We start from the raw sequence: 24,335 nt of genomic DNA on the forward strand, positions 1-24,335 counted from the left end.
TTGCTGTGCAGCTGGTCGACGCCCATTGTCATTTTGACTTTCCGGAGTTCGACGACTGTCGCGACGGTGAGCTGGCGAAAGCGCGGGCCACTGGCCTGGTAGGTTTGGTTATCCCCGGGGTTCGTCAATCCGACTGGTCCCGGGTGCGCGATACCGCGCTGGCTTTTCCGGAAGGGGCTTATTGCCTGGGAATTCATCCCTGGTACGTTGGCGAGCATGATGCCGGCGACCTGGAATTACTTGAGCAGTTGGCCAGTGATCATCCTGAGCGTTTTCTCGCTATCGGCGAGTGCGGGCTGGATCGGCTTCGCGGCACGCTGGCAGAGCAGTGGCCTTGGTTTGAGGCACAAGCCGGACTCGCGGCGCGATTGGATTTGCCCCTGGTGATTCATTCGGTTCGCACCCACGACGAGGTGCACGGTGCATTGCGCCGCCTCAACTGGAATGGGCCTGCCTTGATTCATGGCTACTCCGGCAATTATCAGCAGGCAGCCAAGCTGGTGGAACTGGGGTGCTCGATAGGTGTCGGTGGAGTCATTACCCATTCACGGGCACGCAAGACCCGGGATGCGGTAGCCCGGCTGCCGCTGGAGGCGCTGGTGCTGGAAACCGATGCGCCCGATATGTCGCCTCAGGGTGTGGGCGCCGGGCGCAATTCGCCGGCCAATCTCGGGCAGATCCTGAGCGTGCTCGCCGAGTTACGGGGCTTGTCAGAGCAGGCGCTGGCGCCAATTCTGTTAGAAAACGTGGCGGCGCTATACCGCTGGCAACCCGGTGACGTCTCGGTGAAATCCCGGTGACATAGGGGAATAACGAAACACCGTGGGTCAGGGTTGGCATTCTTTGGTGGTTCGAGTATACTTCGCGCCCTGGCTTTTCAAGGCGATGTCACTGTCTCAGCCCCGAACGGTGTCACTGCCACAGTAATTACAGGTAAAGATCTCTCCCGGAACCAAGCTGTTCGGGTGGAGGTTTTAACGTTTCTTATATAGCGTTCAAGGCGGAATCAATGAAGACTCTGAGTGCGAAACCAGAAACAGTAAAACGTGACTGGTACGTTGTAGACGCAGCCGGCAAGACGCTGGGTCGTCTGTCAACCGAAATCGCCCGTCGTCTGCGGGGCAAGCATAAGCCTGAGTATACCCCTCATGTCGACACTGGCGATTACATTGTAGTTATCAATGCTGGCCAGGTCCGGGTTACCGGCAAAAAGGCATCTGACAAGATGTACTACAGTCACACTGGCTTTCCGGGTGGAATCAAATCCATCAACTTCGAGAAGCTGGTAGACAAGGCGCCCGAGCAAGTTATTATGAAGTCTGTCAAAGGCATGCTTCCGAAAGGCCCGCTCGGCCGCGCCATGTTCAAGAAGCTGAAAATCTATGCCGGCGCTGAGCATCCTCACGCAGCCCAGCAGCCCAAAGAACTCGACATTTAACGGAAGGCGGATATGTCTGTAGCACAAAATTACGGTACTGGTCGCCGCAAGACATCCACGGCTCGGGTCTTTATCAAGCCGGGAAGCGGTAACATCTCTATCAACGGTCGCACTATCGAAGACTTCTTCGGTCGTGAGACTCTGCGCATGATCGTTCGTCAGCCGCTGGTTGTAGCGGAATCAGCTGATCGTTTCGACATCAACATCACCGTTAAAGGTGGTGGTATCAGTGGTCAGGCCGGCGCTATTCGCCACGGTCTGACTCGTGCGCTGATGGATTATGACGAAACTCTGCGTCCGGCTCTGCGCAAAGCGGGTTATGTTACCCGTGACGCCCGTGAAGTCGAGCGTAAGAAAGTGGGTCTGCGGAAGGCGCGTAAGCGTCCTCAGTTCTCCAAGCGTTAATACCGCTGGAGCAGCACCCGAAAAACCCGGCCAATCGGTCGGGTTTTTTTATGTCCGTTTTCCGGGCCAGCCAGCTAAGCTGGAGTGGGGAACGGCCGCCGATGGCGGCTTTCCGACTTGTAAGCACATGGTAATTTCATTACCATTTGGTCGCTTATATTTTTGGGTTGTGAAGTCCTTTTAGATGCACATTGCCAGCTGTCTTGCGGGCTGTGACATCGCCTGATGGGAGAAAACCATAATGAGTAATGGCGACGTGAGCCAAGGCCGGCGCCGGTTTCTGATTGGCGCTACAGCAGCTGTCGGCGGGGTTGGCGTTGTTGGTGCGGCAGTTCCTTTCCTGGGGTCATGGAATCCCAGTGCAAAGGCTGAAGCTGCCGGCGCACCAGTAACTGTCAATGTCAGCAAGCTGGAACCGGGCCAACAGATTACCGTCGAGTGGCGCGGAAAGCCGGTATGGGTTATCCGCCGGGACAAGGCGATGCTAGAAAATATCGAGAAACTGAATGAGGCGGTGAAAGACCCTCAGTCAGAAACGCCCCAGCAGCCGCCCTATATCGAGGGCATTTATCGCGCACTGAAGCCGGAAATCGCGGTCATTGTGGGCTTGTGTACCCATCTGGGGTGCGTGCCTTCCTATCGCCCGGAAGTGGCACCTGCGGATCTTGGCGAGAACTGGCTCGGCGGTTTGTTCTGCCCCTGCCACGGCTCCAAGTACGATCTTGCCGGCCGGGTATACGACGCACAGCCAGCGCCCTTGAACCTCGAGGTTCCGCCGTATCGCTACGACGATGATACGACCCTCACGATTGGACTTGATCCGGAGGCGGCGTAATGAACAAGTTGTTGAACTGGGTAGACGAGCGTCTGCCTGTTGTTGATGCTTGGAACAAGCACGTAGCAAGTACTACGCGCCCAAAAACTTCAACATGTGGTACTTCTTTGGCTCACTGGCCATGCTGGTGCTGGTTAACCAGCTGATCACCGGCATCTGGCTGACCATGAGCTACAACCCCTCCGCCGAGGGGGCGTTTGCGTCCGTTGAATACATCATGCGTGATGTCGAGTGGGGCTGGCTGCTGCGCTACCTGCACTCGACCGGCGCTTCTGCGTTCTTCATTGTCGTCTATCTGCACATGTTCCGTGGCCTGATGTACGGCTCGTACCAGAAGCCCCGTGAACTGATCTGGATCTTCGGCATGCTGATCTACCTGATGCTGATGGCGGAAGCCTTCATGGGCTATCTGCTGCCTTGGGGTCAGATGTCCTACTGGGGTGCCCAGGTAATCGTTAACCTGTTCGGTGCCATTCCGGTGATCGGTGAAGACCTGGCGCTGTGGATCCGTGGTGATTATCTGGTATCCGGTATCACCCTGAACCGGTTCTTCGCTCTACACGTGGTGGCGTTGCCGATCGTGCTGTTGGGCCTGGTTGTGCTGCACATTCTGGCGCTGCATGAAGTGGGTTCAAACAACCCTGACGGTATCGATATCAAGAAGAACAAGGATGAGAACGGCATTCCCAAAGACGGTATCCCGTTCCACCCCTACTACACCGTGCACGATCTGCTGGGTGTGGCGGTTTTCTTCTTCATCTTCTTTGCGGTGGTGTTTTTCTTCCCGGAGGCCGGTGGTCTGTTCATCGAGAAGCCGAACTTTGAGCCGGCGAACGCGCTGAAGACACCGGAGCATATTGCACCGGTCTGGTACTTCACTCCGTTCTACGCCATGTTGCGGGCGGTCACGGTCGACTTGTTTGGTCTGCCAGCGAAATTCTGGGGTGTCGTGGTCATGGGTGGCGCCATTGCTATCCTGTTCGTGCTGCCTTGGCTGGACCGTAGCCCGGTTCGCTCCATGCGCTACAAGGGCTGGATGAGCCGCGTCGCGCTTGCCATCCTGGTTGTCAGCTTTGTGGTGCTGGGCTACCTGGGGCTGGTGCCGGCCACCGAGGGTCGTACCACCGTCGCCCAGATCCTGACCGTGCTGTACTTCCTCTACTTCATTCTCATGCCGTTCTACACGCGTATGGAAACTACCAAGCCAGTGCCAGAGAGGGTGACAGGATAATGAGAAAGCTGATTTTTGGTCTTTTCATCGCAATCCTGCCAGCCTCGGGCTGGCTGCCGGCGGCGGTGTTCCGCTCGATAACATCGAGACGGACCACACCGACAAGGCGTCTTTGCAGCGTGGTGTGGCTCTGTTCACCAACTACTGCATGGGCTGTCACTCCATGGAGTACGCCCGCTATAAGCGCGTGTCCGATGACCTGGAGATTCCTGTCGAGCTGTACGAGGAGAATCTGATTTTCACCGGTGCAAAAATCGGTGAGCTGATGAAGAACTCCATGAACAAGGATATGGCAGCGGACTGGTTTGGCGCACCGCCACCGGATCTGACCCTGGAAACCCGTCTGCGCGGCGAGCCCTGGGTATATTCCTATCTGCGTGGCTTCTACAAGGACGACAGTCGTCCACTGGGCGTGAACAACGTGGTCTATGCGAATGTTGGTATGCCTCACGTCATGGTAGGTCTGCAGGGCCTGTGTGCGGTTGAGCCGAAGATCGGCGTCGATGCCAGTGTCGAGCCGTTGAGCGGTAACATCAACAACGCTGACGTCTGCCCGGAATATGCGATTGAAGGCAGCATGTCTGCTGCGGAGTTCGATCAGGCCATGTACGACCTGACCAACTTCATGTCTTACATGGCCGACCCGATTCGGGTGGAGCGCGAGCGTTTGGGCGTGTTCGTTCTGATCTTCGTCGCGATCTTCTTCGTCTTTGCCTATCTGCTCAATCGTGAGTACTGGAAGGACGTGCACTAAGAAATAGGGTATAATCCCGTTTCCCGATTTCCAGTGGGCAATAACCGGCCCACTGGAATTTTGCGTTTTTTCGGAATCATTTCGGTTTGTTTACTCGTGAGGTAGTTTTATGGGCGTTGTGACCAAGCGGTCATCAATGACGTTTTTCTCGGATCCGGTCAGCCATTACAGCCACCGAGTGCGTATTGTTCTGGCAGAGAAGGGTGTTACCGTCGACATTGTGGACGTGGATCCTGATAACCCGCCGGCTGAGTTGGCTGACACGAATCCATACAACGCCTTGCCGACGCTGGTTGATCGTGATCTGGTGCTATACGAGCCCAACATCATGATGGAGTATCTGGACGAACGCTTCCCGCACCCGCCGTTGTTGCCGGTCTACCCGGTGGCTCGCGCCAACAGCCGTCTGATGATTCACCGTATCCAGCGCGACTGGTGTGGTCTGGTTGATCAGATTGTGGCCCAGCCGAATGCCAAGGCCTCTGATGCCGCTCGTAAAGAGCTGCGCGAGAGTTTGTTGGCGACTGCGCCGCTGTTTGGTGAGATGCCGTTCTTCCTGTCTGAAGAATTTACCATCGTCGATTGCTGCATCGCCCCGATCTTGTGGCGTCTTCCGGCGCTCGGTGTGGATCTGGACGACAAGCAGGCGCGTCCGCTGCATAAGTACATGGAAAGCATCTTCAGTCGTGAGGGCTTCAAAGCCAGCCTTTCTGACCTCGAAGAAGACATGCGCAGCTAAACGGTCGACACCCGCTATACCGGTCCAGGAGATTGGCAGTGCCTGATAACAGTATCACCATGACATCGAGCCGTCCGTACCTTGTCCGGGCTTTCAACGAGTGGATTCTGGATAACGACTGTACCCCGTACATCGTAGTGGATGCCGGAGTTCAGGGCGTTCAGGTTCCCACTGAGCACGTTGCGAACGGTCAGATCGTGTTGAATATCAGCCCGGGCGCAGTGCGAGGTCTGGTAGTCGGTAACGGTGCCCTGGAGTTCAGTGCGCGCTTTGGTGGTGTGCCGATGCAGGTGTTCATTCCCTTGCAGGCGGTCATGGCCATTTACGCCAAGGAGAACGGTGAGGGCATGGTGTTTGGCAGTGAGCCGGGTTCACCGGATCCGGACGGCACCACGGACAAGGGCGATTCCGGCCCGGGTGGAGAGGATCGGCCATCGGGCCGGCCAACGCTAAAGGTCGTGAAATAGCGAGTCGATCGTCAAAAAAGCCAGCATCAGCTGGCTTTTTTTTATCCCCCAAATAGTTTGCTGTCAATCAGTCCGCAAAGGGCGTTGATGATGACCATCAGCAGTGGTGTTGCCTCGGTGGGCGAGAGGTTGTTGAGGGCGATTTCATGGTCTTCCGGATGCATCAGGGAGGTGATGTCGGACTTCTCCCGCGCGCTCAGCACGACTACATTCATTTCCCGGTCGTGGGCGCCTGAATGGCCTGGATAAGGTTGGCCTTGTGTCCGTCGTCAACAATGACAAACAGCAGGTCGCCTGGTTTGCCGATGGCGCGCACCTGGCGCGAAAAGGTGTCGTTGAATCGATTATCCCGGCAGATCGCCGAGTAGGTTGTCGCGTCCGCGCCCAGATTGATGGCGGGCAGGGCGGGTCTATCCTGATCGAAACGGTTCAGTAGCGCGGTGCAGAAATACTGGGCCAGGACGTTGGCATTGCCATTTGCGCAGGTGATGATCTTGCCATCCTGAAGCAGTGCGTTGACGAAGGCATCGGCGACTTCCTCGATGGCTGGTCCAGCTGTACTTGCCGCCTGTGCGGTCTGCTCCATGTGGCTGGCGAACCATTGGTTGATCTGGTGTTCGGTGTCCGTCATTACGTCTGTTTACCCTGCGTCAATTGCGTTCTTGATCCATTCTACCCGGTATCTTTTTACGGTTCCCGGGCTGATGGCGATAACATCAATGCGGCTCAGGCAGTCCCATCGGCCATGGCGATGGAGGTAAAAAGCCGCCGCCTGCCGGACTCTGCGCTGTTTTTGAGGGGTGATGGAGCTGGCCGGGTCCGCGAGGCTGCCGGGTCCGCGATAGCGCACCTCGAAAAACACCAGTGTTTCCCCGTCCTGCCCGATCAGGTCGATCTCACCACCACGGCTGTGGACATTGCGGGCTATAATTCGCACGCCGCGACCAGTCAGGTATCGTGCGGCAACGCCCTCGTAATGGTTGCCTACTGCTTTGTTGCCGTCCATGGCAAAAACAATCCGTTGTCTGGTGTTTTATTCGCCCTGAACCGGTGAGCCGAAGGTTTCTTCTCCGGCCGTTTCCGGCTCGGCAGCCTCGAGCTCTGGTAACAGTTCCGGACGACCATTGCGGAATTGCGCCCAGAGTTGCTTCCGATGGATGCTGCCGTCGTCGGTCATGCTCAGTTCGCCGGTCTGGCCGTCGATGGTGGCCGACTTCACCTGGCGTAAAAGGGGTAGGCGTTTGCTCAACTGCCAGGCGTCGGCCCCCATGGCAAACAGGCGGCCAAGCTGGCCATGGGTGCCAGACAGGTGCTTGTTGGCTTCGGCTTTTAGCTTGTTGTCCTCGCTCAAGGTCCAGGGGGTATCGGTGAAGATTACCTGATCCAGGTCACGATCCCGAGCCGGGTCGGGATCGCCCTCGTAAACGATTGACGGTGAATACACCGGAAGATCGCCGCCAAAGTAGTAGGCGAACAGAGGCTTGAACTGGCGGGCAATGGTCGGCTCGGCGACCATGATGATGGCTTCGGCATCTTGCCGCCGGCGGGGCTCGAATTCCACGTCCAGGCCGATGGTGCGCTCCACCTGGATTGCCCGGTCCCGGGACACGCTGATACCCAGCAAGTCGGCGGTGACCGCGCGCAGGTTGTCCTCCCGGAAGAAGCGTTCGATGTCCAGGGCCTGGCTGCCGTTTTCGGCCATCCGCTGGTTCAGGGCCGCTTCAACACGGTCGCCCCATTCGCCTTGGGGGATCAGGACCAGGGCATGCTGAATGTCCTTGGCCTTGAGTCGGTCCGCAATTTGGCGGGCCTCATCTTCTGCCGACAGGCCAAACTGGTACAGGCCCTCAGGAGCTTTTTTGCCTGCGGGCAGGTAGTTAAGCCCCAGTGCCGGAACCGGAAGGGTGTTCATTGCGCTGAGGGTGTTCAGTGCTTCTTTATCGAGCGGTCCGACAATCAGGTCGACGTTTTCCCCGGACAACTTGCCGTACAGTTCCTTAAACGGAGTGCTCGAGGTATCAACCACCCGGATCTCGGTGGCGTCACGGTCTACGGACGGATCTTGGTAGTAGGCGGCGATAAAACCATCGCGGATCGCCTTGCCTGCGGCGCCCAATGGGCCGGTCAGCGGCACCGCGAGTGCAATCTTTTCAGGGCGGCTTTCCGCCAGGCTCGCAATCAGCTGCAACTCTGATGGTAAGACCTGGGCGGCCGGGTGTCCGGGCCAGTTGTTTTGCCAGTTCCGAATGGTCCGGCCCTGCTGGTCGAGCTCGATGCCGGGCGCACGCACGGTCACGGCCAGTTCCAGCCAGCCTTGTACTTCGTAGCCGATAGCTTCGCTGTTTGCGCTTTCCAATGCCCGATCTGGCACGGTCTTCAGTTGCTGCCAGATCTGATCGTGCAGCTGCTGCGGATTCGCCTGACTGTCGGTCTGGGTTAGCAGGATCAGGGTCATGGCTGCGGGCAGTGGCTCGCCGGCCAGGGTGTAGGTCTCGGCCTGCAATCGGGCCGCCCGGTTCATCAAGTCCGGGCTGTACTCGGTGATGCTGTCCGGAGACAAGCTGGCAGCCAGGTTGCGCGCCCAGTCGCTGTCATCCAAGGCGGTGGCGCTTGCCATAGCCAGCAGTTGTTTCTGGCTTTTCAGTCCCGGTGCCGGTTGCGTTAGCTGTTGGCTTTGCAGTAGCGTTCGCGCGGCCTCATGGTTGCCTTGATCCTGAAATCGGCTGGCAATACGCAGCAGATAGCGTTGCGCGGTTTCGCGATTGTCTTCCTGGCCGGCAAGCTCCAGCGCCTGTTGCGGGCTCTGGGCAACGTGGGACTGAAGGTTTACGCTGGCACAACCGGCGGACAACAGGGCCACGGCAAAGACGGTGGCGAGGGCTCGGTGGTTGACGGGGTTTTTGATCATGGCAAGCTCGAACTACTCCGGATAAATGGGCTTGTGGCGCCAATCTGACGGTGGCAAGTTTAACAGCTCCGGGGTTAATTCACATGACGTAAGTGTCATCGTGCAGGCATCAGCGACAATGAGGCATAGAATTTGAAATCTGAGGGTAGGGAGTCGGTGTCCGAGGCCGGCAAAAAAGAGCAGGCTCAAGGCGTTCTCTATATTGTGGCGACACCCATTGGCAACCTGGACGACTTGTCTTCTCGTGCCGTGTCCGTGCTGAACGGGGTCGATGTGGTGGCCGCAGAGGACACTCGTCACAGTGGTCGGTTGCTGCAGCACCTGGGGTTGCACAAGCGCCTGATTGCGCTGCACGACCACAACGAGCGCGACCGGGCCGGCAGTTTGCTGCAGGAACTGGAAGCGGGCCGCAGTGTTGCGCTGATTTCCGATGCCGGTACACCGCTCATTTCGGATCCGGGCTATGTCCTAGTCCGTGAAGCCCGCAGTCGCGGTCTCAAGGTTTCTCCTATTCCCGGAGCCTGTGCCCTGGTGGCGGCACTCAGTGCGGCCGGCCTGCCCACCGATCGGTTCCTCTTTGTCGGGTTCTTGCCGGCCAAGCGTTCCGGTCGACGCGCCGCCCTGGAGCAGCAGGTTCGGGAGACAGCGACTCTGGTGTTCTACGAATCGCCCCACCGAATTCTGGATGCCGTGAGCGATATTGCGGCGGTGTTTGGCGAGGAGCGGGAAATTGTCCTGGGCCGTGAGCTGACCAAAACCTTCGAGACCTTTTATTCGGGCAGTGTCGCTGAGGTGCTGGCAACCCTCGAGGCCGATCCACACGGCACCAAGGGGGAGTTCGTGGTGATGATTCATGGTGCCGAGCCGGTGACCAGTGACGATGACGCCGGGGCGTTGGATGTTGATCGCCTGCTTAAGCTGCTATTGCCCGAATTGCCGGTTAAAAAGGTGGCCAAGCTGGTGGCCGAACTGAGTGGGCGGCCAAAGAACGAGCTGTATCAGCGGGCGCTGGAGCTGAAATAGGCATTTCTACGCCGGCACTTTTCCTTGCATGGCCTGTGGTGCAGGAGTATGGTCTCGACCGAGCTCGCCAGACAGTCGCCGCCGGTTTTTAACCGGGGGAGGAAAGTCCGGGCTCCGCAGGGCAAGGTGCCAGGTAACGCCTGGGCGGTGAGAGCCGACGGAAAGTGCAACAGAAAGTAGACCGCCTAAGCGCCTTCGGGCGCCGGTAAGGGTGAAACGGTGCGGTAAGAGCGCACCGCGTGACTGGTAACAGTTCACGGCGATGGTAAACCCCACCTGGAGCAAGACCAAATAGGAATCCAATGGCGTGGCCCGCGCTGGATTCGGGTAGGTTGCTTGAGGTCTGTGGTGACGCAGACCCTAGATGAATGACTGTCCACGACAGAACCCGGCTTATCGGCGAACTCACTTCTCTTCTCCTTATAACAGGCGCCGCCAAAGGTGGCGCCTGTTATGTCCAAAGATTCTCAAACCTAACTTGCCTTCTTCAGACTTTTTTGCAGGTACTTGATTTTCCTTCTTTTCTTATTCGTAATCTCGGCGCCGCCTCAAATCACTCGCTGTAACCTCTTGTCATAAAAGGAACTTTTACCAGTACGACGCTGTTCGCGGCGCTTGCATTGTGTATTGCGTGTTTCTATAGTGTGCATAAGTGGGAAAAAGTGGTTAGTAGTGGTTTTTTGTGGTTTTCAGGCCCCCAGAGACGGCGTAAATGAGCAATTTCCTTGGCAGTCATGCCATCAATATGGATGCGAAGGGTCGCTTGGCGATCCCCGCCAAGCTGCGCGAAGAGCTCGCGCAGCTCTGTGGTGGGCGCATTGTATTGACGGCCAATGCCGATGAAGAGAGGTGTTTGCTGGTTTACCCCGAGCCCGAATGGGAGGCGCTGCGCCCCAAGATTGAAGCGCTGCCCAACATGAACAAGGCAGCGCGCCGGTTGCAGCGATTGCTGCTTGGTAATGCTGCGCCCATGGAGCTGGACTCCGCAGGGCGTATCCTGATTCCACCGACACTGAGAAGTTACGCCCATCTAGAGAAGAAACTGATGTTGATTGGTCAGGGTAAGAAGCTGGAACTGTGGAGTGAGGAGCGCTGGCTCGCTTGGCTCGACGAATCCTCCGATGACGATGATATGCCCCCTGAGATGGAGGCGCTTTCCCTATGACCTCCGGACGTAAGCAGAAGTCAGGAGCCGCGTATTCGCACCGCTCGGTACTTCTGGATTCGGCGGTCGACTACTTGGTCAATGATCCCGAAGGCGCCTATGTTGATGCCACCTTTGGTCGTGGTGGTCACAGTCGGCTGGTTTTAGGGCGCTTGGGCGAGCAGGCGCACCTGCTGGGCATTGATAAAGACCCGGAGGCCATTCGGGTAGCCGAGGAGCTGGCCGCTGAAGATGCGCGGTTTTCCTGGTTTCACGGCTCGTTCGCAGATTTGGACGTGGCGCTCGAGCGGCAGCAGTGGCCGACCGTAAATGGAATTCTGATGGATCTCGGTGTGTCGTCGCCGCAGCTGGATGACGCCTCGCGGGGCTTCAGCTTCATGCGTGATGGTCCACTGGATATGCGGATGAATCCGCAGCAGTCCCCGAGCGCAGCGGAATGGCTGGCCGAGGCGGACGAAAAGGACATTGCCGATGTCATCTATCGATACGGCGAGGAGCGTTTCTCCCGCCGTATCGCCCGTTTGGTGGTAGCGCGTCGTCAGGAAGAGGCGATTGAAACCACCCGTCAACTTGCCGAATTGGTGAGCGAGGCGGTACCCAAGAAAGAAAAGCATAAGCACCCGGCGACCCGGACCTTTCAGGCTATCCGGATTTTCATCAATCGGGAGCTCGAGGACCTGGAAGTAGGTTTGAAGGTCGCCGTTGATCGGCTCGCGCCCGGTGGTCGACTGGTGGTGATCAGTTTTCATTCCCTGGAAGACCGGGTGGTGAAGCGTTTCATGCGTGATCTGGCGCGCGGCCCGCAACTGCCGAAAGGCATCCCGGTCACTGCCGATCAGGAAGCTTCGGCATTCCGCCTGATTGGCAAGGCGGCGAAAGCCGGTGCAGACGAAGTTGGAGACAATGTCAGGGCCCGGAGCGCCGTCATGCGCGTTCTGGAGCGAATTGATTCAGATAATAAGCCGAAAGGGAGCGCCTAATCATGGGTGCGGTAGCAATCGAACAACCAGTTAAAGCGGCCAGGCTCAACAAGCAGCGGATGCGTGTGGGTGTAGCCACGGCCGTGCGGATTTCCCGGCAGGTTTTTGATGCCACCCGGCAGCGCAACGTCATGATCTCTATGGCATTGGTGACGTTGCTGGTGGCCTCGTCCATTGGCGTTGTGGTCAGCGCCCATGAGAACCGGGAATTGTTCAACACGTTGTCCCAGCTGCAGGCCGAGCGCGACCGCTACCAGCAGGAGTGGAGTCAGCTGCTGCTGGAGCAGAGTGCCTTGAGTGCCCATGGTCGAGTGGAAAAACTCGCAGCAGCGCGCTTCGGGATGGTCGTTCCGGGGCGCCAGGATATCGTTCTGGTACCACTGATGTCGCCGGCGTTGGCGCACTAATACACGAGAATAACAACCGTCAGGGTGATTGATTTGTCCGGTCAGGGAACGCAGAAAACATGGAGCCAGCGATTGGCGTCCGGCCTTAAGGCCTGGCGCTATGGCTCCGTGCTGGGCGTTTTCCTGCTGGTGATTGTGGCTCTGGGCTGGCGTCTGGTTGACCTGCATGTGGTCGATAACGATTTCCTGCGCAAGCAGGGTGATGTTCGAACCATTCGCGTCGAGTCCATTGATGCCCATCGTGGCGTTGTCTCTGACCGCTACGGTGAGCCGCTGGCAGTCAGCACGCCGGTGCAGACCCTGTGGGCCAATCCGTCCGAGATGGATGCAGAAGAAGCCCGCCTGACCAACCTTTCCCGGCTGCTCAATATCAGTGAAGCTCGTCTTCGTGAACGGCTGCAAACTTACGCCGATCGTGAGTTCATCTACCTGCGCCGGAAGGTTCAGCCCGGCCTTGCCAAAGAAATCATGGCATTGGATATCGACGGCGTTTATTCCCGTCAGGAGTACCGGCGTTATTATCCGGCTGGCGAAGTGACTGCTCACATCGTTGGCTTCACCAACATTGATGAGCGTGGCCAGGAAGGCATGGAGCTGGCGTACAATCAATGGCTGTCCGGTGAGTCCGGTCGCAAGCGCGTACTGAAGGACAACCGTGGCCGCGTCATCAAGGATCTGACTCTTATTCGTGACGCCAGCCCCGGCCATAACCTCCAGCTCAGCATCGACCTTCGTCTTCAGTACCTGGCCTATCGCGAACTCAAGGCCGTGGTTCAGGCGCACAGTGCAAGGGGCGGAACCCTGGTGATGCTGGATGTGGATACCGGGGAAGTGCTGGCGATGGTGAACCAGGGCTCCTATAACCCCAATGATCGCAGTCAGCTGGCCCCGGAAAATCTCCGGAACAAGGCGATTACCGACCTGTTCGAGCCGGGCTCAACCATGAAGCCTGTTGCCATGGCGGCGGCACTCGAAACCGGTGACTATTCCACGAACACCACCATTGACACGTCGCCCGGTTATCGCCGGTTTGGCCGTTTCACTATTCGGGATCATCGCAACTACGGCGTGATCAGTCTGACCGATATCATTGCCAAATCCAGTAACGTCGGTATTAGCCGGATTGCCACGGACATTGGCGGTGACACCATCCGCAACTTGTACAGCCGATTGGGGCTTGGCCAGCCAACCGGCATCGGTTTCCCGGGCGAGGCCGTCGGTGTATTGCCGTCGCCGCCCAAATGGCGTCCGGTTGAGGAAGCCACGCTGTCCTACGGCTACGGCCTGAGTGTTAACGCCCTGCAGTTGGCGCAGGCATACATGGTGATCGCCAATGGCGGTGTTCGCTATCCCCTGAGTCTGATTAAGCTGGATCGGGAACCTGAGGGGCAGCGGGTACTCTCAGAGAAGGTGACCTATGAGGTTCGGAACATGCTTCGGGAAGTGGTTTCCCGTGGCAGTGGTAAGCGCGCCCAGCCGGGCTTTTACACCGCTGGCGGCAAGACCGGAACGGTTCACCTGGTTGGAAAGCAGGGTTACGAGGACAGCCAATACAAGGCAATTTTTGCTGGCATGGCCCCGATCGATAACCCCCGAATTGTCACGGTTGTAGCCGTGGATGCGCCTCAGTCCGGCGAATATTACGGTGGTGAAGTTGCTGCGCCGGTATTCGCCCGGGTCATGAGTGACGCACTGCGACTGTTGAATGTGAAGCCTGAACTGGAAGTCGGTGGCGCGAGTGCGCCGGTCAAGACAGCCGGGGAGCGAGGGTAAGCCTATGTGCATCACATCACTCAGCACGTTGTTACAGGGAACTGTGTCCGTGCCGTCGGTGTTCGACGTGACCATTCACGGGCTCAAAACGGACAGCCGAACGGTAAAGTCCGGGGATGCCTTTGTCGCTCTCGCCGGCGCCAAGACGCCTGCAGATCATTACGTTGAACAGGCCATCGCCGCAGGCGCGACGGTGGTATTGCTGGAATCGTCTGAGTCGGGCGAATGTTCGGAATTTCATGGTGCCTTGGTGGTACCAGTGGTCGGCCTGCGTGACCGTCTGGGCGAGATCGCCGATCGGTTCTTTGAGCACCCGTCCCAGCGTCTGCGTCTGATTGGCGTGACCGGCACCAACGGCAAAACGTCGGTCAGCCAGTACATTGCGGCGCTGCTGAAAGACACCGGAACGCCTTGCGGTGTCCTTGGGACGCTTGGTTACGGCATGCCCGGTGCGTTGCAGCCCGCTACCCACACCACGCCCGACGTCGTGCAGACCAACCGGATGCTGTCCCGCATTCTGGCTCAGGGTGGTCGTGCTGCGGTGATGGAAGTGTCCTCCCATGCCCTGGATCAGGGCCGGGTCGATGGCCTCACTATTGTGGCCGGCGTGTTTACCAATCTTACCCGTGACCACCTTGATTACCACGGTTCCATGGAAGCCTACGGCGAAGCCAAGGCGCGCCTGTTTGACCGGGAAGCCGTGCACGTCTCGGTGATCAATTTTGACGATCCGTTTGGTCGGCAACTGTTTAATCAGCTCGATGGTCAGTGCGACCGGGTTCGCTACAGCCTCCACGAGGCCCAGACCGAACTCTGGCTGAAGTCCTTCCGGCCCACCGATGAAGGCTTTGAGGCCACTGTAGATGGCCAGTGGGGATCGTTCGACATCGCCGTTCCCCTGATGGGCAGCTTTAACGCCAGCAATGTCCTGGCAGCCATGGCAACCGTACTGAGCTTGGGCGTGCCCGTTGAGCGCGTGCAGCAGGCGGTGAGTGGCCTGATGCCACCGCCGGGCCGGCTGGAAAAATTCAGCGGCGCCAACGGCGTCCGGGTTGTGGTCGATTACGCCCATACCCCGGATGCGCTGGCCAACGCACTGGCGGCCCTGCGCCCACACGTGACCGGACGCCTGATTTGCGTGTTCGGCTGTGGCGGTGACCGCGACCGTGGCAAGCGCCCGGAAATGGCGCGTGAAGCTGAGGCCCGGGCCGATGTTGTCATTGTTACCGACGACAACCCGCGAAGCGAAGATCCTGCTGTGATCGCCAATGACATCGTGGCCGGTTTTTCTACTCCAGACCGGGCGTCGGTGATTCACGACCGGTCAGAAGCTATACAGACGGCGATAAAAATGGCCACGCCGGACGATCTGGTTCTGATCGCTGGAAAAGGCCACGAAGCCTATCAGGAAGTGGCCGGGCAGAAATTTCCGTTCAGTGACGCAGAGCAGGTTCAGCATGGCTTGAACCTGAATGGTGGTGTGGCATGATGCGCGCCTTCTCGCTGGCGGAAGCCCGGCAGTGGACCGGTGCTACCTGCACCCATTCAGGGCTCGAGGGAATCGAGTTTACTGGCGTGTCCACGGACACCCGCTCAATTGGGCCGGGGCAACTGTTCGTCGCCTTGCGTGGTGATAATTTTGACGGTCACGGTTTCCTGCAGATGGCCCGTGATTGTGGCGCGGTGGCCGCCGTTGTGGATGAGGCTGATGCCACCGTGGACCTGCCGCAACTGGTGGTGGCCGATACCGTTGACGCACTGGCCCAGCTGGCGGGTGGCAATCGCAACGAAAGCAGCGCCCGATTGGTGGCCGTGACTGGCAGCAGTGGCAAGACCACCGTTCGGGAAATGACCGCGGCAATCCTGGCGCAACTGGGGCCGACATTGGCCACCAGTGGCAACCTGAATAACCACATTGGTGTGCCGCTGACTCTGTTCGGGCTGGCGCCGGAACACCGATACGGCGCCATTGAGCTGGGTGCCAGCGGGCTGGGCGAAATTGCGCACACCGTGGCCATTACCCGGCCCCAGGTTGTGATGCTGACCAACGCAGGCACGGCGCACCTGGAAGGGTTTGGCAGTTACGAGAACATTGTCCAGGCCAAGGGCGAAATCATCGATGGTGTCGAAGATGGCGGTTTGGTAGTGCTGAACCGGGACGATCCCGCCTTCGACCAATGGCAGGCACGGGCAGGGCATCGCCGCGTGGTCAGTGTTAGCCGGGAGGATAACATCGACGCCGATTACGTCGTGAAAGCGGTTCAATCGCAGGCACCCGGTCAGTCGTTCCAGGTCATTGGGCCAGACGGATGGAGTTGCACCTTAGGTCTGGCGCTTGCGGGTGAGCACAACCAGACCAACGCCATGCTGGCCATCGCCGCGGCGCGGGAACTGGGTGCTGATGATCAGGCTATTGTCGCCGGGCTGGCGGCGTTAGCGCCGGTTAAGGGCCGCCTGCAAAATATCGAGCTGGCGCCGGGACTGACCGTCATTGATGACAGTTACAACGCCAACCCGGCGTCCATGAAGCCGCGCTCAGTGTCCTGGCCAAGCAGGAAGGTGAGCGCATCGCCGTGTTCGGCGCCATGGCCGAACTGGGTTCGCAGGCCAAGGCCCTGCACCGGGAAGTGGGTGAGTTCGCCCATACTGAACAGATTGAACGTCTGCTGACCGTTGGCCCCGGCTGCGAAGGCTACGCCGAGGGCTTTGGTGCAGCGACAGAGGTATATCAGACCCACGAAGACGCCGTTAATGCTGTGATCAGCGCGAAGCAGTCACCGCTGACGGTGTTGGTGAAGGGGTCCCGCAGTTCTGCCATGGATCGCGTGGTAGAGGGAATTAAAGACAAGGTGAATAACTCATGCTGCTCTGGCTGACAGAGGTTCTATCACAATATTTCTCGGCACTGACCGTGTTTCAGTACCTGACCCTGCGCGGGATCCTGGGTACGCTCACGGCGCTGCTGATCTCACTGATCATCGGACCGGTGATGATTCGCAAGCTGAGCCAGTATCAGATCGGCCAGGCGGTGCGCGACGATGGCCCGCAAACCCATCTGAGCAAGGCCGGCACGCCGACCATGGGTGGTGCCCTGATTCTAGTGGGCATCGGCATCAGCACTCTGCTGTGGGCCGATCTCAGCAACCGTTACGTCTGGATCACCCTGTTGGTCACCCTGTTGTTCGGGGCCATTGGCTGGGTCGACGACTATCGCAAGGTCGTGGAGCGTAACCCCCGTGGTCTGCCCGGGCGCTGGAAGTACTTCTGGCAGTCGGTCATTGGTGCCGCGGCCGCCATTGCTCTGTTTTTAAGCTCGTCGATGCCCCAGGAAACCTCCCTGTACGTGCCATTTGTCAAGCAGGTGTCGCTGACGTTGGGGCCGGTCATTTTCATCCTGCTGACTTACTTCGTCATCGTCGGCAGCAGTAACGCGGTGAACCTCACTGACGGCCTGGATGGCCTGGCGATCATGCCGACGGTGATGGTGGCGGGTGCCCTGGGGATTTTCGCGTACCTGTCCGGTCACGCTCAGTTTGCCGATTACCTGCTCATTCCCCACCTGCCAGGCACCGGCGAACTGATTGTGTTCTGCGGTGCGATCGTGGGTGCCGGGCTCGGTTTCCTCTGGTTCAACACCTATCCGGCCCAGGTCTTCATGGGCGATGTCGGTGCCCTGGCTCTCGGCGCTGCGCTGGGTGTGGTTGCAGTGGTGGTCCGTCAGGAGATCGTGCTGTTCATCATGGGTGGCGTGTTCGTCATGGAGACGGTGTCGGTGATCCTGCAGGTGGCTTCGTTTCGCCTCACCGGTCGGCGGATCTTCCGGATGGCACCGTTGCACCACCATTTTGAATTGAAAGGCTGGCCTGAACCGCGGGTAATCGTGCGGTTCTGGGTGGTCACCGTAGTTCTGGTCCTGATTGGCCTGGCCAGCCTGAAAATACGCTAAGGGTTTGCATCGTCTATGAGTGTCATTGTTTCGGATCGTCGCACACTGGTGGTAGGGCTCGGTAAAACCGGGCTCTCCTGCGTGCGCTATCTGTCCGAGCAGGGCCGTGACATCACGGTCGCCGACAGTCGCGAAACGCCTCCCGGCCTGGACGAGTTGCGAGCAGGCTGGCCAGATGTGCCGGTGCACCTGGGGCCGTTCGATGCGGAGCTGTTCTCCGGCTTCAACGAATTGGTTGTTAGCCCGGGTATCGACATTGCAGAGCCGGCGATCAAGCAGGCCGCACAGGCCGGCGCCCGAATTCGGGGCGATATTGACCTGTTCGCCGAAGCTGCGGATGCGCCGATCGTGGCTATCACGGGCTCCAATGGGAAAACCACGGTTACCACCTTGGTTGGTGAGATGGCCGTGGCCGCGGGGCGCAAGGTCGAGGTGGGCGGTAATATCGGCACGCCGGCATTGGATCTGCTTGGCCGTGGTGCTGATCTCTACGTGTTGGAGCTATCCAGCTTCCAGCTGGAAACCACGGAAGGTCTGCATGCACTGGCGGCCACTGTGCTGAACGTCAGTGACGACCACATGGATCGGTACCCGAACAAAATGGCTTATTTCCAGGCCAAGCAACGGATCTTCCAGGGCTGCAAAACCGCTGTGGTGAATCTGGACGATGCCTTGAGCACGCCCATGGCACGGGAAGGGTTGCAGTTCATCTGTTATGGATTCCATCGGGTCAATCCGGAGACCTTCAGCACCCGCGACGACGACGGCGGAACCTGGGTGACCTTCGGCTTCGAAAACCTGCTTCGAACCAGTGAGCTGTCGCTCATGGGGCACCATAACGTCAGCAATGTGATGGCGGCCCTCGGTCTTGGCCGCGCCGCCGGGCTGCCTATGGATGTGATGCTCGAGGTGGCGCGCAAATTCGGCGGACTGCCGCATCGCTGCGAGTTTATCCGCCAGGTAGCCGGTGTTGATTACATCAACGATTCAAAGGGCACCAATGTTGGCGCCTCTGTGGCAGCAATTGAAAGCCTGGCGCCGGAACAGGGCAAGGTGGTGCTGATTGCTGGTGGTGACGGCAAGGGTGCGGATTTCGCACCGCTGCAGGCGCCGGCGCTGTTGCATTGTCGGGCGCTGGTGCTGATTGGCCGCGATGCCGGGCTGATTGCCGACGCTGTGGGTACCGGTGTTGAGTGTCATCAGGTCAAGACGCTGGCGGACGCGGTATCAACCGCAGGCAAGCTGGCCCAGTCTGGCGACCGGGTGCTGTTTTCACCGGCCTGCGCCAGCTTCGATATGTTCCGGGATTATCTCGATCGCGGTGAGCAGTTCCGCGCATTGGTGGAGGCGCTCTGATGCAGACCGGATTCGCCGTACCAAACCGACATCAGTGGCTGGGTGAAATCCAGCCGCTGCCGATGCTGGTGATCAGCTCGGTGGCGCTGCTGGTGATGGGCGTGGTGATGATCTCCTCGGCCTCCATGGACATGGCGGCGGAGACCATGGGTAACAGCTACCACTATGTCATCCGCCAGTTGCTGTTCGCCGCGATGGGTTGCGGCATGGCCCTGGTGGCGGTGAATGTGCCGGTTGCCTGGTGGGAGCGCAGTGGCTGGCTACTGCTCGGGATCGGCCTTCTGGCCCTGGTGCTGGTGTTGACGCCGCTGGGGCGGACCGTCAACGGCTCCACCCGCTGGATCCCGTTTGGCCTGTTTAACGTGCAGGTCTCGGAAGTCGCCAAGCTGTGCCTGATCGCCTATCTGGCCGGGTACGTAGTGCGCCGCCGCGACGAGCTGCTGAACACCTGGCCGGGATTTCTCAAGCCCTTGGTGGTGCTGGGGGTTGCCTCGGTGTTGCTGGTTATTCAGCCGGATTTCGGTGCCACCGTGGTGCTGGTATCGGCCGCCGCCGGCATGATTTTCCTCAGTGGCGTTCGGCTCAGCCGGTTTGTGCCGCTGATTGTGATTCTGGTGGTGCTGGGCTCGCTGCTGGTGCTGACCCAGCCCTATCGACTGAAACGGGTGGTGAGCTATCTCGACCCCTGGAAGGATCAGTTCGACAGCGGCTATCAGCTGACCCAGTCGCTGATCGCATTTGGCCGTGGCGACTGGGGCGGTGTCGGGCTCGGCAACTCGATCCAGAAATTGTTCTATCTACCCGAGGCTCACACGGACTTCGTGTTTGCCATTATCGCCGAAGAATTTGGCCTGCTGGGATCGCTGATCGTGCTGGCCCTGTTCACTCTGTTGGTAGTCAGTGGTTTCGTGATTGCCCGCCGGGCAGAGAAAGCAGACATGCCCTTTGGCGCCTGCTTTTCCTACGGCATTACGTTGCTGATCGGTCTGCAGGCAACCATCAACATTGCGGTCAGTACCGGCATGCTGCCGACTAAGGGCCTGACCCTGCCACTGGTGAGCTATGGCGGTTCCAGTTTGATGATTGTTTGCGTGAGTATTGGTGTTTTGGCTCGAGTGGAAATGGAACGTCTGGATAAAGCGCGTCTGGCTGAAGAAAAGTCCGGTCGGCGAACCCGGGGAGGGGCTGCCTATGAGTGAGCAGCGCCGATTCCTGATGATGGCCGGCGGCACCGGTGGCCACGTGTTTCCCGCGCTGGCCACGGCCAGGGCGCTTGAGGCACAGGGTCACCAGGTGTATTGGCTGGGCGCCAGTGGCGGGATGGAGCAGCGGCTGATCGGCGATACCGATATCCCGCTGTCGCTGATTCACATATCCGGGCTGCGCGGCAAAGGCAAGCTGGCGTTGCTGAAAGCACCGTTCCGCCTGATGCGAGCTTTGGGTGAGGCGTTCACGATTATGCGCCGGATTCGCCCCCACTGCGTGGTTGGCATGGGTGGCTTCGTCACCGGCCCGGGCGGTGTTGCTGCCTGGCTGACCCGGACACCGTTGGTGATTCATGAGCAGAACGCGGTTGCCGGAATGACCAACCGGATTCTGGTTCGGTTCGCAGAAACGGTGCTGGAGGCCTTCCCGGGCAGTTTCGGTAACGGTGTGGTTACCCGCTGCACGGGCAACCCGGTGCGCCAGGATCTGGCCCGGCTGCCAACCCCGGAAGACCGCATGACCGAGCACGAAGGAGCGCTGCGGGTACTTATTGTGGGTGGCAGTCTCGGTGCCGAAGTGTTTAACCGGCAAGTACCGGAAGCGCTGGCAGCAATGGCCGAGGCTGACCGTCCGGTCATCCGTCACCAGTGTGGTGAAAAGAATTTGGAGGCGGCCCGGTCCGCTTATGAACAGCAGGGGCTGGAAGTGAATGTCGAGCCCTTCATCAAGGATATGGCCGAGGCGTATGCCTGGGCCGATGTCGTGCTCTGCCGTGCTGGAGCGCTGACGGTTTCTGAGCTTTGCGCGGCTGGGGTCGGAGCGATCCTGGTGCCTTTTCCCCACGCGGTTGATGACCATCAGACCAAGAACGGTCAGCAGATGGTCGCGGCCGGCGCGGCGGTGCTGATTCCCCAGACCCGGCTGACCCCGGAAAACCTGGCAGAGACCCTGGCTGACCTGGGACGCGACCGAAACCGCGTAATCAACATGGCGAAGGCCGCGCGTACGTTGGCCCGCCCCGATGCAACGGAGAGAGTTGTGAATTATTGTCTGGAGGCCGCCAATGGCTGACCCAACCAATCCGCCGCTGGTTTATCAGGTGCCGGAAATGCGCCGTATCCGCCAAATCCATTTTGTGGGTATTGGCGGTGCTGGTATGAGTGGTATCGCAGAAGTGCTCAAGAACCAGGGCTACGACGTTTCAGGTTCTGATCTGAAATCCGGCGCGGTCACCAAGCGCCTGGAGGCCATGGGTATTGAAGTGCACATCGGCCACCGGGCCGAGAACAGTGACAAGGCCGATGTGGTGGTCGTATCCACCGCGGTCTCAGCGGACAACCCGGAAGTGGTTGCTGCCCGCAGTCGCCGGGTACCGATCGTGCCGCGGGCCGAGATGCTCGCCGAAATCATGCGCTATCGCCATGGTATTGCGGTGGCAGGCACTCACGGTAAGACCACAACCACCAGCCTGATTGCCTCAGTGCTGGGCGAAGCCGGACTGGATCCCACCTTTGTTATCGGTGGCAAACTCAACAGCGCCGGCACCAATGCCCAGCTGGGCGGTTCCCGTTACCTGGTAGCGGAAGCCGATGAGAGCGATGCCTCGTTCCTGCACCTGACACCAGTGATTTCGGTGGTGACCAACATCGAAGCTGATCACATGGACACCTACGGTGGTGACGTCGAGAAGCTGAAACAGACTTTCGTCGATTTCCTGCACAACCTGCCGTTTTATGGTGTTGCCGTGATGTGTGTGGACGACGGCTACGTGCGCGAAATCATTCCGCGCATTTCCCGGGCCATCATCACCTACGGCATCGACAACCCGGAGGCGGATTACCGCGCGGAACAGATTCAATCTGACGGCCTGCGTACCCGCTTTGTGGTAAAACGCCCCGGGGGTCGGTCAGATCTGGCGGTAGAGCTAAAAATGCCGGGTCGGCACAACGTCCTGAATGCGGTAGCGGCGATTGCCGTGGCCACCGACGAGGGTGTCGACGACGCCGCCATTTGCCAGGGCCTGGCAAGTTTTGCCGGCGTTGGGCGCCGATTCCAGGTCTACGGCGATTACCAGACGCCGAAGGGCAACATCACCCTGGTGGACGATTACGGCCACCATCCGACCGAGGTTGAGGCGGTCATTCGCGCAGCGCACGATGCCTGGCCGGGTCGTCGTCTGGTGATGCTCTATCAACCCCATCGCTACAGCCGCACCCGCGATTTGTATGAAGACTTCGTGCGGGTGCTGTCCGAGGTCGACGGCTTGCTGCTGATGGACGTCTATTCCGCAGGTGAAGCCGCCATTCCGGGCGCTGATGGCCGGGCGCTGTGCCGCAGCATCCGGCAGCGGGGCAAGGTTGAGCCAATGTTTGTGGAAGACAACAACGAAATTGAAAGCCTGTTGGCGAACGTGCTACAGGACGGCGACCTGCTGATGACCCAGGGCGCCGGAGATATTGGTGGTGTGGCAGCCAGATTGGCTGCAGCAGGAGTAATTGCCAGTGAGTGACATGCAACATCCCGAACCCCAGCCCTATCAGGCGCCCCCTGAGCTCGTGCGAGAGCTGGGGCGCGTGGCCGTATTTATGGGCGGCGATTCCGCCGAGCGGGACGTGTCCCTGAAAAGCGGAAAAGCAGTGCTGGCGGCGCTGGTATCAGCCGGCGTTGATGCCTTTGCGGTCGATGTCCGTGGTTGCCTGTTGAAGACCGTGGAAGAACCGGACTTTGACCGGGTCTTCATCGCCCTGCACGGACGCGGTGGAGAGGATGGCACGCTCCAGGCGATTCTCGGTCAAGCCGGGATACCGTACACCGGTAGTGAAGTGCTGGCGTCGGCACTGGCCATGGACAAGCTGCGCACCAAATACGTGTTCGAAGGCTGCGGTCTGCCGACGCCGAAGTTCCGCACCATGTCGTCCACCGATGAGGCGGAGCAGATCGTGGCGGAGCTTCGCGCACCATTGAGCGTGAAGCCGTCCCGCGAGGGGTCCAGCATCGGCATCCGCAAGGTCAACACTGCCGAAGAGCTGGTGGAAGCCTACGAGGAAGCCGAGGCGCTGGACACCCTGGTGTTGGTGGAAGAGTGGATCGAAGGGCCGGAGTTCACCGTGAGCCTGCTTCAGGATCGGGCATTGCCGGCCATTGGCTTGAGCACCGATCACGTGTTTTACGACTACGACGCCAAGTACCTGGCCGACGACACCCGTTACCGGATTCCCTGTGGCTTGGCCACTGACGACGAGATCCGTCTGCAGCAGCTGGCACTGGATGCGTTCCGCGTGGTGGGCTGCCGGACCTGGGGGCGTGTCGACATCATGCAGGACGACGACGGCCAGTTCTGGTTGCTGGAAGTGAATACGGTGCCGGGTATGACCGATCACAGCCTGGTGCCGATGGCAGCCAGGGCGGCGGGCATCAGCTTTGAGGAGCTGGTGGTCCGGATTCTCCACGACACGCTGGTCCCTAACACCCAGGCCTCTAACGCCCAGGAGGGTAGCGATGCTTGAAACACTGCTGATCCGGAGTCGGGCGGAACCGTCCGATCCCCCGCGGCGCCGGGGGGCTACGTCCCTCGGTCCGGAGCGGGACCGGTTTGGCGTGTTGAAAGCAGTGCTGGCCACTGTGCCCTGGTTGCAGGTGGGCATGGGGGCAGTGATCGTACTGCTCGCAGCGTTAGTGCCCTGGGGCACTGGCAAAGTGCTG

At 59.3% G+C, this 24,335-nt stretch carries 20 protein-coding genes, 1 other RNA gene and 4 pseudogenes; 22 read left to right on the top strand and 3 right to left on the bottom strand.

What is annotated here, in order from left to right; all coding sequences use genetic code 11:
* Nucleotides 1-5 precede the first annotated feature (5 nt).
* The 8 genes and pseudogenes from AU14_RS08350 (at nucleotide 6) to AU14_RS08385 (ending at nucleotide 5,869) form a co-directional block, all read left to right on the top strand.
* Nucleotides 6-800, top strand: coding sequence for a TatD family hydrolase (locus AU14_RS08350; protein ID WP_041340246.1), 795 nt, complete (start codon nucleotides 6-8; stop codon nucleotides 798-800).
* A 209-nt stretch (nucleotides 801-1,009) separates the two neighbouring features.
* Complete coding sequence (rplM, locus tag AU14_RS08355) at nucleotides 1,010-1,438, top strand: 50S ribosomal protein L13 (RefSeq protein ID WP_041340247.1); 429 nt, start codon at nucleotides 1,010-1,012, stop codon at nucleotides 1,436-1,438.
* 12 nt (nucleotides 1,439-1,450) lie between these two features.
* Nucleotides 1,451-1,843, top strand: coding sequence for a 30S ribosomal protein S9 (gene rpsI, locus AU14_RS08360; protein WP_041340250.1), 393 nt, complete (start codon nucleotides 1,451-1,453; stop codon nucleotides 1,841-1,843).
* A gap of 241 nt (nucleotides 1,844-2,084) precedes the next feature.
* The gene (gene petA / locus AU14_RS08365; RefSeq protein WP_041340252.1) at nucleotides 2,085-2,678 is read left to right on the top strand and encodes a ubiquinol-cytochrome c reductase iron-sulfur subunit; all 594 of its coding nucleotides are present in this window, start codon (nucleotides 2,085-2,087) and stop codon (nucleotides 2,676-2,678) included.
* Nucleotides 2,678-3,909 (top strand): annotated as a pseudogene (locus AU14_RS08370) (cytochrome b). The gene petA and the pseudogene AU14_RS08370 overlap by 1 nt, the downstream one beginning before the upstream one ends.
* Nucleotides 3,909-4,663: pseudogene (locus AU14_RS08375) on the top strand (cytochrome c1). Before AU14_RS08370 ends, AU14_RS08375 begins: the two co-directional pseudogenes overlap by 1 nt.
* Before the next feature lie 109 nt (nucleotides 4,664-4,772).
* Nucleotides 4,773-5,402, top strand: a complete 630-nt coding sequence (locus AU14_RS08380; protein ID WP_041340254.1) for a glutathione S-transferase N-terminal domain-containing protein — start codon at nucleotides 4,773-4,775, stop codon at nucleotides 5,400-5,402.
* A 59-nt stretch (nucleotides 5,403-5,461) separates the two neighbouring features.
* Nucleotides 5,462-5,869, top strand: a complete 408-nt coding sequence (locus tag AU14_RS08385) for a ClpXP protease specificity-enhancing factor (protein ID WP_041343772.1) — start codon at nucleotides 5,462-5,464, stop codon at nucleotides 5,867-5,869.
* A 41-nt stretch (nucleotides 5,870-5,910) separates the two neighbouring features.
* Here AU14_RS08385 and AU14_RS08390 read toward each other — a convergent pair.
* The 3 genes and pseudogenes from AU14_RS08390 to AU14_RS08400 form a co-directional block, all read right to left on the bottom strand.
* Nucleotides 5,911-6,500, bottom strand: a pseudogene (locus tag AU14_RS08390) (D-sedoheptulose-7-phosphate isomerase).
* A 9-nt stretch (nucleotides 6,501-6,509) separates the two neighbouring features.
* Nucleotides 6,510-6,875, bottom strand: coding sequence for a YraN family protein (locus AU14_RS08395; protein WP_041340257.1), 366 nt, complete (start codon nucleotides 6,873-6,875; stop codon nucleotides 6,510-6,512).
* A 27-nt stretch (nucleotides 6,876-6,902) separates the two neighbouring features.
* Nucleotides 6,903-8,777 (bottom strand): penicillin-binding protein activator, encoded by a 1,875-nt coding sequence (locus AU14_RS08400; protein ID WP_041340258.1) that lies wholly within the window; start codon nucleotides 8,775-8,777, stop codon nucleotides 6,903-6,905.
* A gap of 132 nt (nucleotides 8,778-8,909) precedes the next feature.
* Between AU14_RS08400 and rsmI the strand changes: the two genes are divergently transcribed.
* The 14 genes and pseudogenes from rsmI (at nucleotide 8,910) to AU14_RS08465 (ending at nucleotide 24,139) form a co-directional block, all read left to right on the top strand.
* Nucleotides 8,910-9,800, top strand: coding sequence for a 16S rRNA (cytidine(1402)-2'-O)-methyltransferase (rsmI, locus tag AU14_RS08405; protein ID WP_041340260.1), 891 nt, complete (start codon nucleotides 8,910-8,912; stop codon nucleotides 9,798-9,800).
* 59 nt (nucleotides 9,801-9,859) lie between these two features.
* Nucleotides 9,860-10,212: RNase P RNA component class A (rnpB, locus tag AU14_RS18830), an RNA gene on the top strand.
* A gap of 300 nt (nucleotides 10,213-10,512) precedes the next feature.
* Complete coding sequence (gene mraZ / locus AU14_RS08410) at nucleotides 10,513-10,965, top strand: division/cell wall cluster transcriptional repressor MraZ (protein WP_041340262.1); 453 nt, start codon at nucleotides 10,513-10,515, stop codon at nucleotides 10,963-10,965.
* Entirely contained in the window at nucleotides 10,962-11,945 is a 984-nt protein-coding gene (rsmH, locus tag AU14_RS08415; RefSeq protein WP_041340265.1) for a 16S rRNA (cytosine(1402)-N(4))-methyltransferase RsmH, read from the top strand. The genes mraZ and rsmH overlap by 4 nt, the downstream gene beginning before the upstream one ends.
* Nucleotides 11,946-11,947: 2 nt before the next feature.
* On the top strand, nucleotides 11,948-12,352 hold the full coding sequence (gene ftsL, locus AU14_RS08420; protein WP_041340267.1) for a cell division protein FtsL: 405 nt from the start codon (nucleotides 11,948-11,950) through the stop codon (nucleotides 12,350-12,352).
* Between the two features lie 33 nt (nucleotides 12,353-12,385).
* Nucleotides 12,386-14,125, top strand: coding sequence for a peptidoglycan D,D-transpeptidase FtsI family protein (locus tag AU14_RS08425; RefSeq protein ID WP_041343774.1), 1,740 nt, complete (start codon nucleotides 12,386-12,388; stop codon nucleotides 14,123-14,125).
* A 4-nt stretch (nucleotides 14,126-14,129) separates the two neighbouring features.
* Nucleotides 14,130-15,614 carry a UDP-N-acetylmuramoyl-L-alanyl-D-glutamate--2,6-diaminopimelate ligase gene (locus AU14_RS08430; protein WP_041340269.1) on the top strand — a complete coding sequence of 495 codons (1,485 nt, stop codon included), beginning with the start codon at nucleotides 14,130-14,132 and terminating at the stop codon, nucleotides 15,612-15,614.
* Nucleotides 15,611-17,001: pseudogene (locus AU14_RS08435) on the top strand (UDP-N-acetylmuramoyl-tripeptide--D-alanyl-D-alanine ligase). Before AU14_RS08430 ends, AU14_RS08435 begins: the two are co-directional and overlap by 4 nt.
* Nucleotides 16,986-18,071: a phospho-N-acetylmuramoyl-pentapeptide-transferase gene (mraY, locus tag AU14_RS08440; RefSeq protein ID WP_041340272.1), complete on the top strand. Its 1,086-nt coding sequence runs from the start codon at nucleotides 16,986-16,988 to the stop codon at nucleotides 18,069-18,071. The pseudogene AU14_RS08435 and the gene mraY overlap by 16 nt, the downstream one beginning before the upstream one ends.
* Nucleotides 18,072-18,086: 15 nt before the next feature.
* Nucleotides 18,087-19,427: a UDP-N-acetylmuramoyl-L-alanine--D-glutamate ligase gene (gene murD / locus AU14_RS08445; RefSeq protein WP_041340275.1), complete on the top strand. Its 1,341-nt coding sequence runs from the start codon at nucleotides 18,087-18,089 to the stop codon at nucleotides 19,425-19,427.
* A complete protein-coding gene (ftsW, locus tag AU14_RS08450; protein WP_041340277.1) occupies nucleotides 19,427-20,626 on the top strand; it encodes a putative lipid II flippase FtsW in 1,200 nt (399 codons plus the stop codon). The genes murD and ftsW overlap by 1 nt, the downstream gene beginning before the upstream one ends.
* Nucleotides 20,619-21,704 (top strand): undecaprenyldiphospho-muramoylpentapeptide beta-N-acetylglucosaminyltransferase, encoded by a 1,086-nt coding sequence (gene murG / locus AU14_RS08455; protein ID WP_041340279.1) that lies wholly within the window; start codon nucleotides 20,619-20,621, stop codon nucleotides 21,702-21,704. Before ftsW ends, murG begins: the two co-directional genes overlap by 8 nt.
* Nucleotides 21,697-23,142 (top strand): UDP-N-acetylmuramate--L-alanine ligase, encoded by a 1,446-nt coding sequence (gene murC / locus AU14_RS08460; RefSeq protein ID WP_041340282.1) that lies wholly within the window; start codon nucleotides 21,697-21,699, stop codon nucleotides 23,140-23,142. The genes murG and murC overlap by 8 nt, the downstream gene beginning before the upstream one ends.
* A 1-nt stretch (nucleotide 23,143) precedes the next feature.
* Nucleotides 23,144-24,139, top strand: coding sequence for a D-alanine--D-alanine ligase (locus tag AU14_RS08465; RefSeq protein WP_052472001.1), 996 nt, complete (start codon nucleotides 23,144-23,146; stop codon nucleotides 24,137-24,139).
* Nucleotides 24,140-24,335: the final 196 nt, after the last annotated feature.

Origin of the sequence: Marinobacter similis (genome assembly GCF_000830985.1) — a bacterium.
Classification (GTDB): domain Bacteria; phylum Pseudomonadota; class Gammaproteobacteria; order Pseudomonadales; family Oleiphilaceae; genus Marinobacter; species Marinobacter similis.

Excerpts from the sequence above, each read along its gene's own strand:
- rplM (WP_041340247.1), top strand. The coding sequence starts at position 1,010 with ATGAAGACTCTGAGTGCGAAACCAGAAACAGTAAAACGTGACTGGTAC.
- rpsI (WP_041340250.1), top strand. The coding sequence starts at position 1,451 with ATGTCTGTAGCACAAAATTACGGTACTGGTCGCCGCAAGACATCCACG.
- petA (WP_041340252.1), top strand. The coding sequence starts at position 2,085 with ATGAGTAATGGCGACGTGAGCCAAGGCCGGCGCCGGTTTCTGATTGGC.
- AU14_RS08380 (WP_041340254.1), top strand. The coding sequence starts at position 4,773 with ATGGGCGTTGTGACCAAGCGGTCATCAATGACGTTTTTCTCGGATCCG.
- AU14_RS08385 (WP_041343772.1), top strand. The coding sequence starts at position 5,462 with ATGACATCGAGCCGTCCGTACCTTGTCCGGGCTTTCAACGAGTGGATT.
- AU14_RS08395 (WP_041340257.1), bottom strand. The coding sequence starts at position 6,875 with ATGGACGGCAACAAAGCAGTAGGCAACCATTACGAGGGCGTTGCCGCA.
- AU14_RS08400 (WP_041340258.1), bottom strand. The coding sequence starts at position 8,777 with ATGATCAAAAACCCCGTCAACCACCGAGCCCTCGCCACCGTCTTTGCC.
- mraZ (WP_041340262.1), top strand. The coding sequence starts at position 10,513 with ATGAGCAATTTCCTTGGCAGTCATGCCATCAATATGGATGCGAAGGGT.
- rsmH (WP_041340265.1), top strand. The coding sequence starts at position 10,962 with ATGACCTCCGGACGTAAGCAGAAGTCAGGAGCCGCGTATTCGCACCGC.
- ftsL (WP_041340267.1), top strand. The coding sequence starts at position 11,948 with ATGGGTGCGGTAGCAATCGAACAACCAGTTAAAGCGGCCAGGCTCAAC.
- AU14_RS08430 (WP_041340269.1), top strand. The coding sequence starts at position 14,130 with ATGTGCATCACATCACTCAGCACGTTGTTACAGGGAACTGTGTCCGTG.
- mraY (WP_041340272.1), top strand. The coding sequence starts at position 16,986 with ATGCTGCTCTGGCTGACAGAGGTTCTATCACAATATTTCTCGGCACTG.
- murD (WP_041340275.1), top strand. The coding sequence starts at position 18,087 with ATGAGTGTCATTGTTTCGGATCGTCGCACACTGGTGGTAGGGCTCGGT.
- ftsW (WP_041340277.1), top strand. The coding sequence starts at position 19,427 with ATGCAGACCGGATTCGCCGTACCAAACCGACATCAGTGGCTGGGTGAA.
- murG (WP_041340279.1), top strand. The coding sequence starts at position 20,619 with ATGAGTGAGCAGCGCCGATTCCTGATGATGGCCGGCGGCACCGGTGGC.
- murC (WP_041340282.1), top strand. The coding sequence starts at position 21,697 with ATGGCTGACCCAACCAATCCGCCGCTGGTTTATCAGGTGCCGGAAATG.
- AU14_RS08465 (WP_052472001.1), top strand. The coding sequence starts at position 23,144 with ATGCAACATCCCGAACCCCAGCCCTATCAGGCGCCCCCTGAGCTCGTG.